14 protein-coding genes are annotated in these 14,606 nt (G+C 62.2%); 12 read left to right on the top strand and 2 right to left on the bottom strand.

Annotated features, from left to right (window positions below):
• The first annotated feature begins 37 nt into the window (after window positions 1-37).
• From K529_RS20460 to K529_RS20430, 7 genes are all read left to right on the top strand, one after another.
• Window positions 38-997, top strand: a complete 960-nt coding sequence (locus K529_RS20460; RefSeq protein WP_046002616.1) for an L-threonylcarbamoyladenylate synthase — start codon at window positions 38-40, stop codon at window positions 995-997.
• A gap of 60 nt (window positions 998-1,057) precedes the next feature.
• Window positions 1,058-1,825 carry a uracil-DNA glycosylase gene (locus K529_RS20455; RefSeq protein WP_046002609.1) on the top strand — a complete coding sequence of 256 codons (768 nt, stop codon included), beginning with the start codon at window positions 1,058-1,060 and terminating at the stop codon, window positions 1,823-1,825.
• A gap of 24 nt (window positions 1,826-1,849) precedes the next feature.
• Entirely contained in the window at window positions 1,850-2,449 is a 600-nt protein-coding gene (locus tag K529_RS20450; protein ID WP_005661673.1) for a metallophosphoesterase family protein, read from the top strand.
• On the top strand, window positions 2,446-3,069 hold the full coding sequence (locus tag K529_RS20445) for a LysE family translocator (protein WP_046002610.1): 624 nt from the start codon (window positions 2,446-2,448) through the stop codon (window positions 3,067-3,069). Before K529_RS20450 ends, K529_RS20445 begins: the two co-directional genes overlap by 4 nt.
• Before the next feature lie 5 nt (window positions 3,070-3,074).
• Window positions 3,075-3,617 carry a molybdenum cofactor biosynthesis protein B gene (gene moaB, locus K529_RS20440; protein ID WP_005662009.1) on the top strand — a complete coding sequence of 181 codons (543 nt, stop codon included), beginning with the start codon at window positions 3,075-3,077 and terminating at the stop codon, window positions 3,615-3,617.
• A 118-nt stretch (window positions 3,618-3,735) separates the two neighbouring features.
• Window positions 3,736-5,199, top strand: coding sequence for an efflux RND transporter periplasmic adaptor subunit (locus tag K529_RS20435; protein WP_046002611.1), 1,464 nt, complete (start codon window positions 3,736-3,738; stop codon window positions 5,197-5,199).
• Window positions 5,200-5,274: 75 nt separating this feature from the next.
• Window positions 5,275-8,688 (top strand): efflux RND transporter permease subunit, encoded by a 3,414-nt coding sequence (locus tag K529_RS20430; RefSeq protein WP_046002612.1) that lies wholly within the window; start codon window positions 5,275-5,277, stop codon window positions 8,686-8,688.
• On the opposite strand, the gene K529_RS20425 is transcribed toward K529_RS20430, so the two are convergent.
• The gene (locus K529_RS20425; protein ID WP_005623785.1) at window positions 8,634-9,125 is read right to left on the bottom strand and encodes an NUDIX hydrolase; all 492 of its coding nucleotides are present in this window, start codon (window positions 9,123-9,125) and stop codon (window positions 8,634-8,636) included. The two genes, K529_RS20430 and K529_RS20425, sit on opposite strands and share 55 nt — an antisense overlap.
• A gap of 67 nt (window positions 9,126-9,192) precedes the next feature.
• A complete protein-coding gene (locus K529_RS20420) occupies window positions 9,193-10,017 on the bottom strand; it encodes a protein-disulfide reductase DsbD domain-containing protein (protein ID WP_005623782.1) in 825 nt (274 codons plus the stop codon).
• 179 nt (window positions 10,018-10,196) lie between these two features.
• On the opposite strand from K529_RS20420, the gene K529_RS20415 reads away from it, so the two are divergent.
• From K529_RS20415 to plsY, 5 genes are all read left to right on the top strand, one after another.
• Window positions 10,197-10,751 carry a YqgE/AlgH family protein gene (locus K529_RS20415; protein ID WP_039982325.1) on the top strand — a complete coding sequence of 185 codons (555 nt, stop codon included), beginning with the start codon at window positions 10,197-10,199 and terminating at the stop codon, window positions 10,749-10,751.
• Between the two features lie 236 nt (window positions 10,752-10,987).
• Entirely contained in the window at window positions 10,988-11,947 is a 960-nt protein-coding gene (locus tag K529_RS20410) for an aspartate carbamoyltransferase catalytic subunit (RefSeq protein WP_005623776.1), read from the top strand.
• 5 nt (window positions 11,948-11,952) lie between these two features.
• Window positions 11,953-12,486 carry a hypothetical protein gene (locus tag K529_RS20405; protein ID WP_046002613.1) on the top strand — a complete coding sequence of 178 codons (534 nt, stop codon included), beginning with the start codon at window positions 11,953-11,955 and terminating at the stop codon, window positions 12,484-12,486.
• A 49-nt stretch (window positions 12,487-12,535) separates the two neighbouring features.
• Window positions 12,536-13,846 (top strand): dihydroorotase, encoded by a 1,311-nt coding sequence (gene pyrC, locus K529_RS20400; protein WP_046002614.1) that lies wholly within the window; start codon window positions 12,536-12,538, stop codon window positions 13,844-13,846.
• Window positions 13,846-14,454: a glycerol-3-phosphate 1-O-acyltransferase PlsY gene (plsY, locus tag K529_RS20395; RefSeq protein ID WP_406707191.1), complete on the top strand. Its 609-nt coding sequence runs from the start codon at window positions 13,846-13,848 to the stop codon at window positions 14,452-14,454. Before pyrC ends, plsY begins: the two co-directional genes overlap by 1 nt.
• Window positions 14,455-14,606: the final 152 nt, after the last annotated feature.

The raw sequence follows: 14,606 nt of genomic DNA, 5'->3' as shown, positions 1-14,606 counted from the left end.
GGCCAAGCCTGAATTTTACCCCGAGATGTACCCCACCATGACCGATGCCACATATAACACCGAAGCGCTGACCGCAGCGCCCGAGGGCATTGCCCGTGCCGCGGAATTGCTTGCGGCAGGAAGGCTGGTGGCGTTCCCAACAGAGACTGTTTACGGCCTTGGCGCGGATGCCACCAATGGCGCGGCGGTGGCGGCGATCTATGCCACCAAAGGGCGGCCATCGTTCAATCCGCTGATTGCCCATGTGGCTGATGTTGCAGCAGCGCAGACCTTGGTGCAGTGGAATGAGTGGGCCGAAGCGATGGCGGCAGCCTTTTGGCCCGGCCCGTTGACGCTGGTCTTGCCATTGCGCCCGGACCACCCTATTTCGCCTCTGGTGACCGCAGGTCTTGGTACCTTGGCGGTGCGGGTCCCGGCCAAAGCCTGCGCGCGTGATCTTCTGGCAGCGGTGGCCCGTCCCATTGCAGCCCCCTCGGCCAATCCGTCGGGCCGGATCAGCCCGACAACCGCCGCCCATGTCCGCGCAGGCCTCGGAGGCAAAATCGCCGCGATCCTTGACGATGGCCCCTGTGGGGTTGGTGTGGAATCCACCATCCTTGGGCTGGCGGGGGATGCCCCTGTGCTGTTGCGCCCCGGTGGGCTGGCGGCTGAGGATATTGAGGCCGCCCTTGGCTGTCCGTTGGCCGAGCGAAACGCCGCAGATCCCCTGACCGCGCCGGGGCAGTTGCAATCCCATTACGCACCAAACGCCAGCGTGCGGCTGGCGGCGCGCGATTTTGCCCCCGGTGAAGTATCGCTGGGGTTTGGCCCGGGTGCGTTTGATCTGAACCTCTCGCCTAGTGGTGATCTGAATGAGGCGGCGGCGAATCTCTTTGGGTATCTGCACCAACTCGACGCGATGGAGCGCCCGATTGCGGTGGCTCCGGTGCCGGAACATGGCCTTGGCATCGCGATAAACGACCGCCTGCGCCGCGCTGCAGCCCCGCGCGACAGCTGAATGCCATCCGAGGCGCAATGGGCGTTTTCCTTTGTTCAGCAGCGGTCTACTGTGTGAGCCATGGAATCGGAACTGGATTATTGGAGCGCAAAGGCGCTGTTGGAGTGGCAGGTAGAGCTTGGCGCTACCGAAGCCATGATGGATGCGCCCATCAACCGGTACGAGCTACAGGACCAAAAGCCTAAAGCCGCACGCGGAGCGGAGGCCCCGCCCGCCCCGGTAAAACCCAAGTCGGTCGATCCCGTGGCCGAAGCTGCCAAACTCGCCAAATCCGCTGATGCACTACCAAGCTTGCGGGCCGCTCTTGAGACTTTCGAACATTGCGACCTCAAACGCGGGGCGCGCAATCTGGTGTTTTCAGATGGTCAGGCCGGTGCGCGTGTGATGATCATTGGCGAAGCACCGGGCCGGGACGAGGATCTGCAAGGCAAACCCTTTGTGGGCCGCGCCGGGCAGTTGCTGGACAAGATGCTTGCCGCCATTGACCTGAGCCGCGACGAGAACGTCTATATCACCAATGTGCTACCGTGGCGCCCCCCTCAGAACCGCGACCCGCTGCCTGCAGAAATTGCAATGCTGGTGCCCTTCCTTGAGCGCCATGTGGCGCTGGCGCAACCAGACGTGCTGGTGTTGATGGGCAATATCTCCTGTCAGGCCGTACTGGGCAAACGGGGCATCACGCGGCTGCGCGGCAATTGGGCCCAAGCCTGGGGCAAGCCGGTGATCCCGATGTTCCACCCTGCTTATTTGTTGCGACAAACCTCTGCCAAGCGACAGGCTTGGGCCGATTTGCTGGAATTGCGCGCACGCCTCAACAGTCAGAACTGACCTCCGCATCAAGGACCCTTGCCCATGAAAATCCTCGCATTTTCCGACTTGCATCTGGTCGAGAAGTTGGCCGCAGATCTGGTCACCGCCAGTGTCGGGGCGGATCTGGTGATTGGCGCTGGCGATTTCTGCAACACACGCCAAGGCCTGCCGCGCGCAATGGAGATGCTTGCCGGTATTGCTGCCCCCATGGTGGTGGTGCCCGGCAACGCCGAAAGCGCCGAAGAGCTCCATGGATGCGCCCTGCCCTTCATGACCGTGCTGCATGGTCAGGCCGCAGAGGTCGAAGGGCTGCGCATCTTTGGTCTTGGCGGTGGCATCCCGGAGACGCCCTTTGGCGATTGGTCCTTTGACCTTTCTGACCGCGCCGCAGCACGGGAATTGGCCAAAGCGGGCGAGATCGACATTCTGGTGACCCATTCGCCACCAAAAGACGCAGGCGATACCACGTCGGCGGGGCTGTCGATTGGTTCCGAAAGCATCCTCGCCGCGATCCAGACCTTGCAGCCGAAACTTGCGGTTTATGGCCATGTGCATGATTGCTGGGGCTATCGCGGTCAGATCGGGGCGACGCAATGCGCCAACCTTGGCCCGACGCCCAATTGGTTTGAGGTGTCGCGATGATTGCGCTCTCCACATTTGCCGCATTTGTCCCAGCCGCGCTCGCGCTCAACATCACCCCCGGTGCGGATATGATGTTCTGCCTCGGGCAAGGGCTGAAATCCGGCCCGCGCCCTGCCATTGCCGCAAGCCTTGGCGTGGCGGCGGGCGGCATGGTGCATGTGGCGCTGGCCGGGCTTGGCGTTGCGGCAGTGGTCGCAGCACGACCGGCGCTGTTTGATATCATCCGCTGGGTCGGCGTGGCCTATCTGCTCTATCTGGCGTGGGGCGCGATCATGCACCCCGGCGGCGCGCAGGCCCCCGGTCAGGCAGTGCGTGCATCACGCGCCTTTCGTGCCGGGCTGATGGTGAGCCTCACAAACCCAAAGGTGATCCTGTTCGTATTGGCATTCGTGCCGCAATTCATCCGACCTGAGGCCGGATCGGTGTTGGGTCAGTTCTTGGTGTTCGGCGCGATCATCGGACTGGGCGGAGTGATGATCAACGGCGGTGTTGGCGTCTTTGCCGGACGCGCGCGCGCACTCTTTGCCGGAGGCGGACGCGCCGCGCGTTGGATGAGCCGCATCACAGGTGGAATTTTTGCAGGCCTCGCAGTGCGGCTTGCGCTATTGGAAAGGGCCTGAAAGCCATGTCCCGTATTGATGACAGCAAGGAATTCATCCCGGTCCGTATCGCCATTCTGACGGTATCCGACAGCCGCAGCCTTGATGAGGATCGCTCGGGGCAAGTGTTGGTTGACCGACTTCAGGCCGCAGGCCACACCCTTGCCGCCCGCCAGATCCTGCCGGACGAGCGTGCCGACATCGCCGATCAATTGCGTCAATGGTGCGCAAACCCAGACGTGGATGTGGTGATCTCAACCGGCGGCACCGGACTTACGGGGCGTGATGTCACGGTAGAGGCGCATCGCGATGTCTATGAAAAAGAAATCGACGCCTTTGGCACCGTGTTCACCATTGTCTCGATGCAAAAAATCGGCACCTCAGCCGTACAAAGCCGCGCAACAGGCGGGGTTGCGCAGGGCACCTACCTCTTTGCGCTGCCCGGTAGCCCCGGTGCCTGCAAAGATGCCTGGGATGAAATTCTGCAAAAACAGCTCGATTACCGGCATCGCCCCTGCAATTTCGTAGAAATTATGCCCAGACTTGACGAACATTTGCGACGGAAATGATCTGCCGTCACGTATAAGAGCGTAAAGCATATGGTTCGTGCTATATTTGCGCGGTCTTTGCGTGACACACATCAGATGGCCAGCCGGGACGCACCCGGGCCAGCCGAAAGGGATGAGGATGCGATTTCTGCGACACAGCGTGACGGGGTTGTTCTTGCTTGGCCTCACGATTGCGCTGGCGCTTTTTGCGCTGCAACTGATCAGTTCAGCCATACAGGACAGCCTCGCAGAGGAGCGGCGCGCGCCGCCCGCACGCGAACGGGTGTTTGCGGTGAATGTGATCACGGCCTCACTGGGGGAAGAACGCCCTGAACTCACGGGATTTGGCCATGTTGAGAGCCGCCGCACGCTTGAACTGCGCGCCGCCGTCTCAGGCCGCGTCATTTCGCTGGCCGAGGGGTTTCAGGACGGCGGTCGCGTCACTGCGGGTGACACGCTGGTGGAAATCGACAAGGCCGACGCACAGGCCACGCTGGCCCGCGCCGAAGCAGACATGATGGATGCAGAAGCGGAGAGCCGCGATGCGGGACGCGCCCTTGGGCTTGCGATGGACGAGTTGGAAACCGCGCAAATGCAGGCCGAATTGCAGGAACGGGCTTATCAGCGGCAAGTGGACCTGAAATCTCGCGGCGTCGGCACCGAAGCCTCGGTTGAGGCGGCAGAGCTGACCGCCACCAGCGCTCGTCAGGCAGTGATCACCCGTCGTCAGGCCGTAAGTCAGGCCGAGGCCCGTGTGGATCAGGCACAAACACTCGTGGCGCGGGCACAAATCGCGCTGGACGAGGCGCAGCGCACCCTTGAAGACACCACCGTCACTGCGCCCTTCACCGGCACATTGCAAGCGGTGACGCTGGTCGAGGGGCGACTGGTCTCGGCCAATGAGATCTTGGCGCAACTGGTTGACCCGGACCTGCTGGAGGTCGCCTTTCGCGTCTCCACGGCACAATATGCGCGGCTGCTAGAGGACACTGGCCAGCTTATCCCGGCGGAGGTCACTGTGACACTGGACGCTGCCGGTGCTGGGATCGAGGCGAAGGGCATGCTTGTGCGGGCCAGTGGTGCGGTCGGGGATGGCCAGTCCGGACGTCTGATTTATGCTCGCCTGGACAATGCGACCGGCTTTAAACCCGGCGATTTTGTCACCATTACGGTACGAGAGCCGGTGATCGCCAATCTGGCCCGGTTGCCTGCCTCAGCGATGGATTCGCGTCAAACCGTTCTGGTTTTGGGCGATGATGATCGTCTTGAGGAGGTGCAGGTGGAATTGGTGCGCCGTCAGGGAGATGAGATCCTCGTGCGTGGTGATGGGTTGAATGGTCGCCAAGTGGTCACCGGACGCACCCCCTTGCTGGGTGCCGGTATTAAGGTCCGCCCCCTGACCAAGGGCGCGGACAACGCCGTGCAAGCGGTGGAACCTGACCTCATTGAGCTGACAGATGAACGCCGCGCCCAGTTGAAAGCCATCGTTACCGATAATGGCCGTATGCCAAGCGCGGTGAAAACCCGTGTGCTGGCGCAGCTTGATCAGCCGCGAGTTCCTGTCACGCTTATCGATCGAATTGAACAAAACAGGGGCGGCTGAGGGGCGACCTTAGCCGCAAGTCCACCGTTCGCCGTGGGGCAGACCCTCATAAGCGACAGCAACAGGTGAATTCTCATGGCGAGCAAATCGACCGAAAAGGCCAGCGGCATCCTGAGCTATTTCACCCGCCACCGCACGGCGGCGAACCTGTTGCTGATGCTCCTTCTGGTGTTGGGCGCAGCTGCAATTCCCAATATGCGGGCACAGTTCTTTCCCGATGTGATTGTGGAATCCGTCGATGTTTCCATCGTCTGGGAAGGTGCGGGTCCAGAGGATGTCGACAGCGCCATCGTACAGGCGCTGGAGCCTGCCTTGCTGGCCGTCGACGGTGTGGAGGACACACGATCATCCTCGCGCGAGGGACGCGCGGTGATCGACATCGACTTTGAACCCGGCTGGGACATGGCGCGCGCCACCGATGATGTGCAAAACGCGGTCGATGCGGTCACCACCCTGCCCGAAGACGCCGAAGATCCGGAGGTCGAGCGCGCGATCTGGCGTGACCGCGTCACCGATATTGTCATCACAGGCCCGGTCGGGGCGCAGCAACTGGGGCTGTTGGCGGATGAGCTGATCCTGCGGCTTTTTGAGGTCGGTGTCACCCGCACCACCATTCGCGGTGTCGCCGCCCCCCGCACCATTGTCGAGGTGCCATCCAGCCAGCTCATTGCCCATGATATAACCATGGCGGAGATTGCGTCGGTGATCGCCGCCGAGGTGGAGATCAACCCGGCGGGCGAGGTCGAGGGCGCAAACGCCCGCGTGCGCACCGGCACCCAGAAACGCACACCCGAGGAACTGGAGGCGGTTGTCCTGCGCTCCGAGACGGATGGATCAGCGCTGACGATTGGAGATGTGGCCACGATCCGGGTCGAGGGCGTGGATCGCCAGCGCAGCTACTTTGTCGGCGACAACCGGGCCATGTCGATCCGGGTGGACCGCTCTGATCAGGGGGATGCGATCAAGATCCAGCGACAGGTCGAGGACGTCGTGGCCGAGATGAACCTGTCACTGCCGCAGGGGGTGGAGGTCTCACTTATTCGCACCCGCGCGGAGGCAATCACCGGGCGGCTCGATATTCTGGTCGACAACGGTCTGATGGGCCTCGGGCTGGTGGTGATCCTGCTGTTTTTGTTCCTCAATGCCCGCATTGCATTCTGGGTGGCCGCTGGCATCCCGGCGGCGATGTTTGCCGCCATTGCGCTGATGTATATTGGCGGGCTGACGATCAATATGATCTCACTCTTTGGTCTGATTATCACGCTGGGGATCGTGGTGGATGATGCCATCGTGGTGGGCGAACACGCGGATTTTCGCGCCCGCCGCCTGGGCGAGCCGCCAATGATCGCCGCCGAAAATGCCGCCCGGCGCATGGCGATGCCGGTCTTTGCCGCGACGCTTACGACCGTGATCGCCTTTTTTGGTCTGACCGCGATTGGCGGGCGGTTTGGCGAGTTGATCGCCGACATTCCCTTTACCGTCATTGCGGTGCTGGCGGCGAGCCTGATGGAGTGTTTCCTGATCCTGCCCAACCATATGGCGCACGCCCTGGCCCACACCAGCGAGCGGCATTGGTATGACGCGCCAAACCGGGTGGTGAACCGAGGCTTTCGCTGGTGCCGGGACCGGTTGTTCCGGCCACTGATGGTCGGTGTGGTCCGGGCGCGTTACGTGGTGGTGGCGGGTGCCTTTGTGCTGTTGGCCAGCCAGATGGCGCTGTTCATCAAGGGCGATGTCACTTGGCGGTTCTTCAACGCGCCAGAGCGGGCATCGGTGTCCGGCAATTTTGCCATGGTCGAAGGTGCCACACGCGCCGACACGCTGGAACAGATGCGCGAATTCCAACGCACGGTTGAGGCCCTGGGAGCGGAATATGAGGAACGCTATGGCCGCAATCCGGTCGATTTTGTCATGGCCGAAGTGGGCGGTAACACGGGCCGGGGCCTTGCAGGGACAGAAACCAAGGACAGAGACCTCTTGGGTAGCATCGCGATCGAGCTGATCGATGCGGACCTGCGCCCCTATTCGAGCTTTGCCTTTGTGGGCGAGTTGCAGGAACGCGTGGTGCAATTGCCCCTGACCGAGGTGGTGTCCTTCCGTGGCTGGCGCTCCGGTCCCGGCGGCGATGCGCTGGACGTGCAGTTCTATGGCGCCGATGTCACCACGCTGAAGGCCGCCGCAGAAGATCTGAAAGCCGCGCTGACCCGCTATCCAGAGGTCTCGGCGGTGGAGGACAACCTCGCCTATGACAAGGAAGAGCTGGTTCTGGATCTGACACCGCAGGGGCAGGCGCTCAATTTCACTATTGAAAACCTTAGTCAGGCTCTGCGGCGGCGCCTGAACGGGATCGAGGCCGCCACCTACCCGGACGGGCCACGCTCCGCCCAGATCCGGGTGGAACTGCCCGAAGGGGAGCTGACAGCGGACTTTCTGGAACGCACGCAAATGCGCGCGCCGTCAGGGATTTATGTGCCTCTCGCGGATATCGTGACCGTCAGCCAGCGCACCGGTTTTTCAACCGTCCGGCGCGAAAACGGGGTGCGGCTGATTTCCGTTACCGGCGACATCTCCGAGGATGATCCGGTGCAGGCCGAGGCCATCATCGCGGCGCTGGAAACCGAGATCCTGCCCAAGATCGCCGAGGAACGTCAGATCGAGTTCCGTCTGTCTGGCCTCAGCGAGCAGGAGGACGAGTTCCTCAGCGATGCGCGCACCGGGCTGATCCTGTGCCTCACCGGGATTTATCTGGTGCTGTGCTGGATCTTCTCCAGCTGGACGCGCCCGATTGTGGTGATGGCGATCATCCCGTTTGGCCTCGTCGGGACCATCTGGGGCCACCATCTGTGGGAGCTGCCGATGAGCATGTTCACCGTCGTGGGACTCTTGGGGATGACAGGGATCATCATCAACGATTCCATCGTGCTGGTCTCGACCATTGACGAATACGCGCAGGAGCGCGGGTTGATCCCGTCGATCATAGATGGGGCGGCGGACCGGTTGCGGCCGGTGATGCTGACCACGCTGACCACGGTGCTGGGGCTCGCACCGCTGATGTATGAGACCTCGCAACAGGCGCAGTTTCTGAAGCCCACGGTCATCACGCTGGTCTATGGCCTTGGATTTGGCATGTTCCTCGTGTTGCTCGTGGTGCCCGCATTGGTGGCGATACAGGCCGACATTGCCCGTCCGATGCAGTCGCTGAAGCGGGCCATGGCCGCCGGGCAACATGCCGGGGCACGCCGCTTGCGGGCGCTGATCGCGCTTAGCGGGATTGTGCAACTTGTGTGGTTGGCCTGTACACTGGGCTGGACCATGGCAACGGGTCTGCTGCCTGCGGTGCTGCGCAAAGCACTGCCATGGATGACGGATATAGACCCCCTCCGGGCCGCGCTGCTTTTGTGCCTCGGCGGTATGATGATCTTGGCGTTGCTAACTTATGTAATCGGCGCGTTGGGAGCCACGCGGGGCTCTTCTCGCCAAGCAATCTGAGCCAGTCGCGCCAGGTCCGCCACCCGGTCCAGCAGCTCAAGGCCCAAGTCCTCGATCCGCACAACCGGGACCCAACGAGCCTCCAGCGCGTCATCATCGGGCACCGGCTGGCCAGACATATAATGGCACAGCGTCGCCACGAGAAAATACTGCCCGCCAACCGTGCCATCGGCATTGCGCGGGATCACGTCGAGCGTCATCAACTGCGCGCCGGGCTCTGCGATAACGCCGGTTTCTTCAAAAAGCTCCCGCGCGGCGGCCTCGGCGGCTGTTTCGCCCAGTTCCACGTGACCACCGGGAAACCCCCATGTGCCCGCATTGGGCGGGTTCTTGCGCTTCACAAGGATCACGCAATCCTCACCCTCGATATGGGTGCAAACCACCCCAAGAGCACCAAGGATCGGTCGGCGCGGTGGGGCCGGGGTAATATCAGTCATCAGGATAAGGGCCTTCTGTCGACACAAAGGACGCGGCGACAACATGGACTTGGCAAGAACCAAGCCTTTAGCCCGAAGTGCAGCCCCGGATGTCTACCGCATGTGATTTGCCCAGCACCGTAAAGCGCAGGGCGGAGCGGTCAACCGCAATGGGGCCGTTGCTTGCAGGCAAAAGCTCGGCCTCGGCCACCAATTCGCGACCTTCGCGCCAGGATTTGGTCTCTGTCGCAACCAAAGCACCCCCCCCTTCGATCACCGCGTATTCCTCACCCCCCGCAGAGGGCATGGAAATCCGAGCCGACACTTTCATACCATAAGGCGTTGGCGAAAGGTGACAGGTCACACCGCGCACCTGAGCCTCGGCCGCCGTGTAGGGCCGCGCAGCCAGTGCCGCGGCAATCGCGGGATGGCGTCCGGCGGCGAGGTCGGCGCGATGGTCAAAGCGCAGTTCGGACGGGATGCAAACATCCTTACACAGACCCAACTCCATCCGGCCCTTGATACGGATGGGTTGGCCCGGTGTCTTGGGGGTGATTTCAATCGGAAGCACCAGTTCATCGTGATACCCGATGGTGCGCATTCCAGAGGTCAGGAACACCTCGGGCGTGGGCCATGTGATGCGCAGATCGGCGACGTTGCGCGACCCTTGCCAGTTAAACTGCGGCGGAATGCCCGCATCGCCCGGCGCGCGCCAGTAGGTTTTCCACCCCTCCGCAAGCCGCAGACGCAAAGCGCCCATATAGCGACCATTCTGCGTCGGGCCACCATCCAGCACCTCAATCGAGACAAGCTTATCCAGATTTTCACGCGCCGAGGCGATGCCCGGAGCCACAAACAAAGTGGCACAGGCAAGCAAAGCAGGCGCGAGGCAGGAGCGAAGTATTGAAATCATGTCCGAAGCTATTGCCGCTTGCGTCGTTAAAGCCAAGTCACAACCCAGAGAGGCGCGCGTAAAATAACTCAATCGTGACATGGAAAGTGAATTTCCCAGAGGCGGTGGCAGGGTTGCAAGTGTCGCGCCTGCGCGTCATGCTGGGTGGAAAGGCCACGCGCCGCAACAGAGGCAGTCACATGGAACTGACAGGTAAGTTGCTGATCGCTATGCCGGGAATCGGGGATCCCCGGTTTGACAACTCGGTGGTATTCCTGTGTTCGCACGGGGATGAGGGAGCGATGGGGCTGATCATCAACAAGCTCGCGCCCGGCGTGGCGCTGCAAACCCTGATGGATCAGCTTGAAATCGATATCGAACCCGCCATCGCAAGTGCGCCCGTCTATTTTGGCGGACCAGTGGAAACGCAGCGCGGATTTGTGCTGCACTCGGATGAATATATCTCCACTGTCAATTCGCTGCCGGTAAAGCCCGGATTTTCCATGACCGCGACATTGGATGTTCTGGAAGACATCGCAGAAGGACGCGGGCCTGAGCGGTATCTCGTGATGCTGGGCTATGCGGGCTGGGGGCCGGGACAGTTGGAGGACGAGATCGCGCAAAACGGCTGGCTTACCACGGATGCCGAGCCGGAAATGATCTTTACCGATACTGCGGACACCAAGTGGGAGGCGGCGCTGGCCAGTCTGGGTGTGACCCCGCTGAACCTGTCGATGGATGCGGGCCATGCCTGAGATCTTGGCCACTGACGACAGACAAAACTCGCGACCGTAGCGCTCCCGCCCGTCGGATCTGCAACAAAGATGCATTCCCTCCCGTTGGGCCGGGCGCCGCTGACGCGGCGCGCATCCTGGCGCACGGCTGGCCTCTCTAAAGACAATTTTTGAAGAGCCGCCCACGCGGTCCTGACCACCGCTTGCCCCATAGGCACAGCCCTCTTATAAGGGCCGAAACAGCGCGGAGTTCGCCCATGCAGCCCCCCTCTTTCGACCAGTCTCACCTCCTCGGGATCGAGCCGCTTCGGCCACATGAGATCACCGCCATTCTGGATCTGGCCGAAGACTATGTAGCGCTGAACCGGCAGACAGAGAAACACTCCGAGGCGCTGGCGGGTCTCACCCAGATCAATATGTTCTTTGAGAATTCCACCCGCACGCAGGCCAGTTTCGAGCTGGCGGGCAAGCGTCTGGGCGCGGATGTGATGAACATGGCGATGCAGGCGTCCTCGATCAAAAAGGGCGAAACCCTGATCGACACCGCTATGACGCTGAATGCCATGCACCCGGATCTGCTGGTGGTGCGCCATCCGCATTCCGGCGCGGTAGATCTCTTGGCGCAAAAGGTGAACTGTGCGGTGCTGAACGCCGGCGACGGGCGGCATGAACATCCGACGCAAGCGCTGCTGGATGCGCTGACAATCCGGCGCGCCAAAAGGCGGCTGCACCGGCTGAACATCGCCATTTGCGGTGATGTTACCCACTCGCGGGTGGCCCGGTCGAACCTGATCCTGCTGGGCAAGATGGAAAACCGCATCCGCCTGATCGGCCCACCCACATTGGTGCCGCAGCAATTCGCGGAGTTTGGCGCCGAAATCTATGACGACATGCGCGAAGGGCTAAAGGACGTCGATGTGGTCATGATGCTGCGCCTGCAAAAGGAGCGTATGGACGGCGGTTTCATCCCCTCGGAACGCGAATATTTCTACCGCTACGGGCTGGATGCCGAAAAGCTGGCGCTGGCCAAACCCGACGCTATCGTCATGCACCCCGGCCCGATGAATCGCGGCGTGGAGATCGACGGCACCATCGCTGATGACATCAAACGCTCCGTCATTCAGGAACAGGTGGAGATGGGTGTGGCCGTGCGCATGGCCGCGATGGATCTGCTGGCGCGCAACCTGCGCAGCACCCGTCAGGCCGAGGCGTCCTGAGCGCGATGAGTGATGTGATCGAAATCCCTAAGGGCGCCCGCGATCAGGTGCTGGTCTTTGCCCTCGACATGCCGGTGGAGCAGGCAAAATTCCTGCGCGACGAAGATGGCGCATTGGCGCAAGTGTTGGGACTGCCTGCACTGGACATGACGCAAGCGGAGATCTTCCCCGTCGAGGACCTCGAAGGTCTGGGGCTGCTGGGGTATCTGCGCGAGGGCATGGGGGTCTCGGAGGCCGATCTTTCCGACCACGGCATGGCGCTGGATGGTCTCAGCGGCTGGGTCCTGGTGCTGCGCGCCCGCGCCTTTGACGGGGCAGAGACCCGACTGACCCCGGCCAGCAGCCTCATGTTGGTGGCGCGTCTCGGCGAGGTCAAAACCGACTGGTCCTCCACCGGCGCGATCCCTAGTGACGCGGCCCAGCCGTCCCTGCGCACATCGCCCCGCGACGCCCGCAACCGTGCCCGGCGCATCGGGGCGTCCTTGTTTGCAGTGGTGATGCTGCTGATTTTTCTGCTGATCTGGGCGCTGGCCACATGACCGCGCCCTGCTCCCCCGCCCGCCCGACATTTGCGAAGGACCCGGTCTGATGACGACGCTTTTCCTCAACGCCCGCCTGATCGACCCCGAAGCAGGCAGCGATGCCCCCGGCAGCCTGTTGGTACAGCATGGCCGTATCCTTGCCCGGTCCGATCAAAGTGACAAAGCCGCGTTTCTTGCTGCGCATAACCTGAACACAGCCGATGTGCAGATAGTAGACTGCCACGGCAAATGCCTTGCGCCGGGGATCGTCGATATTGGCGTCAAGGTCTGCGAGCCGGGCGAGCGTCACAAGGAAAGCTATAAATCCGCGGGGCTTGCGGCGGCGGCAGGTGGCGTGACCACAATTGTCACCCGTCCCGATACCACCCCCTGCATTGACAGCCCGGAGACGCTGGAATTCGTCACCCGCCGCGCACAGGCCGACGCCCCCGTCAATGTGTTGCCCATGGCCGCGCTCACCAAGGGGCGCGAGGGGCGCGAGATGACCGAGATCGGCTTTTTGCTGGACGCGGGTGCCGTGGCCTTTACCGACTGCGACCACGTGGTCACCAGCACCAAGGTTTTCTCGCGCGCGCTGACCTATGCCAGGAGTTGCGGCGCGCTGGTGATCGCCCATCCGCAAGAGCCAGGCCTGTCGGCGGGCGCTGCCGCGACCTCTGGCAAATTCGCAGCGCTCCGCGGACTTCCGTCGGTCTCTCCCATTGCGGAGCGGATGGGGCTCGACCGCGACATTGCGCTGCTGGAAATGACCGGTGCCAAATACCACGCGGATCAAATCACCACGGCGCGCGCGCTGCCTGCGCTGGAGCGCGCCAAGGCCAACGGGATCGACATCACGGCGGGCACCTCGATCCACCACCTGACGCTGAATGAGCTGGACGTGGCCAATTATCGCACCTTCTTCAAGGTGAAGCCGCCGCTGCGCTCCGAAGAGGATCGCCTCGCCGTGGTCGAGGCCGTGCGCACTGGTCTGATTGACGTGATCTCGTCGATGCACACGCCGCAGGACGAAGAGAGCAAGCGACTGCCGTTTGAAGAGGCCGCCGCCGGGGCGGTGGCGCTGGAAACGCTGCTGCCGGCGGCGCTGCGCCTCTATCATGCGGAGCTTTTGGATCTGCCGACGCTGTTTCGGGCGATGTCCCTGAACCCCGCAACGCGGCTTGGTCTTGCGTCTGGCCGCTTGAGCGCAGGCGCGCCTGCGGATCTGGTGCTGTTTGACCCGGACGCACCGCTGGTTTTGGACCGTTTCAAACTACAGTCCAAATCCAAGAACACGCCGTTTGACACCCAGCAGATGCAGGGCCGCGTGTTGGCCACCTATGTGGCGGGTGAACCCGTCTATCGGAAGGACGCGTGATGTTGCCTGCGCTTGAGACCGCCCTGCCGATGCTCCTGATGTGGGGTGTGATCGGCTATCTTCTGGGTTCCATTCCCTTTGGCATGGTGATCACTCGGGCCTTTGGACTGGGCAATCTGCGCGAAATCGGATCGGGCAATATCGGCACTACCAACGTGCTGCGCACCGGAAGCAAAGCCGCCGCGGCAGCGACGCTCTTTCTGGATGGCGGCAAGGGCGCGGCGGCAGTGCTACTGGCGCGTGCTCTGGCGGGCGAGGATGCGGCGCAACTGGCCGGGTTGTTGGCCTTTGTCGGGCATTGCTTCCCGGTCTGGCTGGGGTTCAAGGGCGGCAAGGGTGTTGCAACTTTCCTCGGGCTCTTGCTGGCTATCGCCTGGCCGGTGGGCATCGCCTGTTGCATGACGTGGCTTGCACTGGCGCTGCTGCGGCGAATTTCGTCACTGGCGGCGCTCTGTGCGACTGTGGCGGCTCCGATCTGGTGTCTGGTCCTGGGTTACCCTTCGACCGTTGCGCTCTCGATCGTCCTCACGCTGGTGATCTTTTGGCGGCACAAGGACAACATCGCGCGACTGCTAGCGGGGACCGAGCCAAAGATTGGCCAGAAATAACGCCACCCAGCGTATACACCGTTGATTTTCAAAGCCCTGCCCTCATGGGCGGGGCTTTTCACATTGCGCTCACAGAATTGTTTTGCCGCAGCAGCGCAGGTCGACCTTGCGCCGGTGCACAGACAAATTGAGTTGTTTTGCATGTGATCAGA

This window comes from Tritonibacter mobilis F1926, assembly GCF_000376545.2.
In the GTDB taxonomy this organism is placed as follows: domain Bacteria; phylum Pseudomonadota; class Alphaproteobacteria; order Rhodobacterales; family Rhodobacteraceae; genus Epibacterium; species Epibacterium mobile.
Note: the sequence above shows the minus strand (reverse complement) of the source record. Positions and strands in the feature narration are given on the sequence as shown.

Bases quoted from the DNA above. Each gene is read 5' to 3' on its own strand.
- K529_RS20460 (WP_046002616.1), top strand. From the start codon at position 38: ATGACCGATGCCACATATAACACCGAAGCGCTGACCGCAGCGCCCGAG.
- K529_RS20455 (WP_046002609.1), top strand. From the start codon at position 1,058: ATGGAATCGGAACTGGATTATTGGAGCGCAAAGGCGCTGTTGGAGTGG.
- K529_RS20450 (WP_005661673.1), top strand. From the start codon at position 1,850: ATGAAAATCCTCGCATTTTCCGACTTGCATCTGGTCGAGAAGTTGGCC.
- K529_RS20445 (WP_046002610.1), top strand. From the start codon at position 2,446: ATGATTGCGCTCTCCACATTTGCCGCATTTGTCCCAGCCGCGCTCGCG.
- moaB (WP_005662009.1), top strand. From the start codon at position 3,075: ATGTCCCGTATTGATGACAGCAAGGAATTCATCCCGGTCCGTATCGCC.
- K529_RS20435 (WP_046002611.1), top strand. From the start codon at position 3,736: ATGCGATTTCTGCGACACAGCGTGACGGGGTTGTTCTTGCTTGGCCTC.
- K529_RS20430 (WP_046002612.1), top strand. From the start codon at position 5,275: ATGGCGAGCAAATCGACCGAAAAGGCCAGCGGCATCCTGAGCTATTTC.
- K529_RS20425 (WP_005623785.1), bottom strand. From the start codon at position 9,125: ATGACTGATATTACCCCGGCCCCACCGCGCCGACCGATCCTTGGTGCT.
- K529_RS20420 (WP_005623782.1), bottom strand. From the start codon at position 10,017: ATGATTTCAATACTTCGCTCCTGCCTCGCGCCTGCTTTGCTTGCCTGT.
- K529_RS20415 (WP_039982325.1), top strand. From the start codon at position 10,197: ATGGAACTGACAGGTAAGTTGCTGATCGCTATGCCGGGAATCGGGGAT.
- K529_RS20410 (WP_005623776.1), top strand. From the start codon at position 10,988: ATGCAGCCCCCCTCTTTCGACCAGTCTCACCTCCTCGGGATCGAGCCG.
- K529_RS20405 (WP_046002613.1), top strand. From the start codon at position 11,953: ATGAGTGATGTGATCGAAATCCCTAAGGGCGCCCGCGATCAGGTGCTG.
- pyrC (WP_046002614.1), top strand. From the start codon at position 12,536: ATGACGACGCTTTTCCTCAACGCCCGCCTGATCGACCCCGAAGCAGGC.
- plsY (WP_406707191.1), top strand. From the start codon at position 13,846: ATGTTGCCTGCGCTTGAGACCGCCCTGCCGATGCTCCTGATGTGGGGT.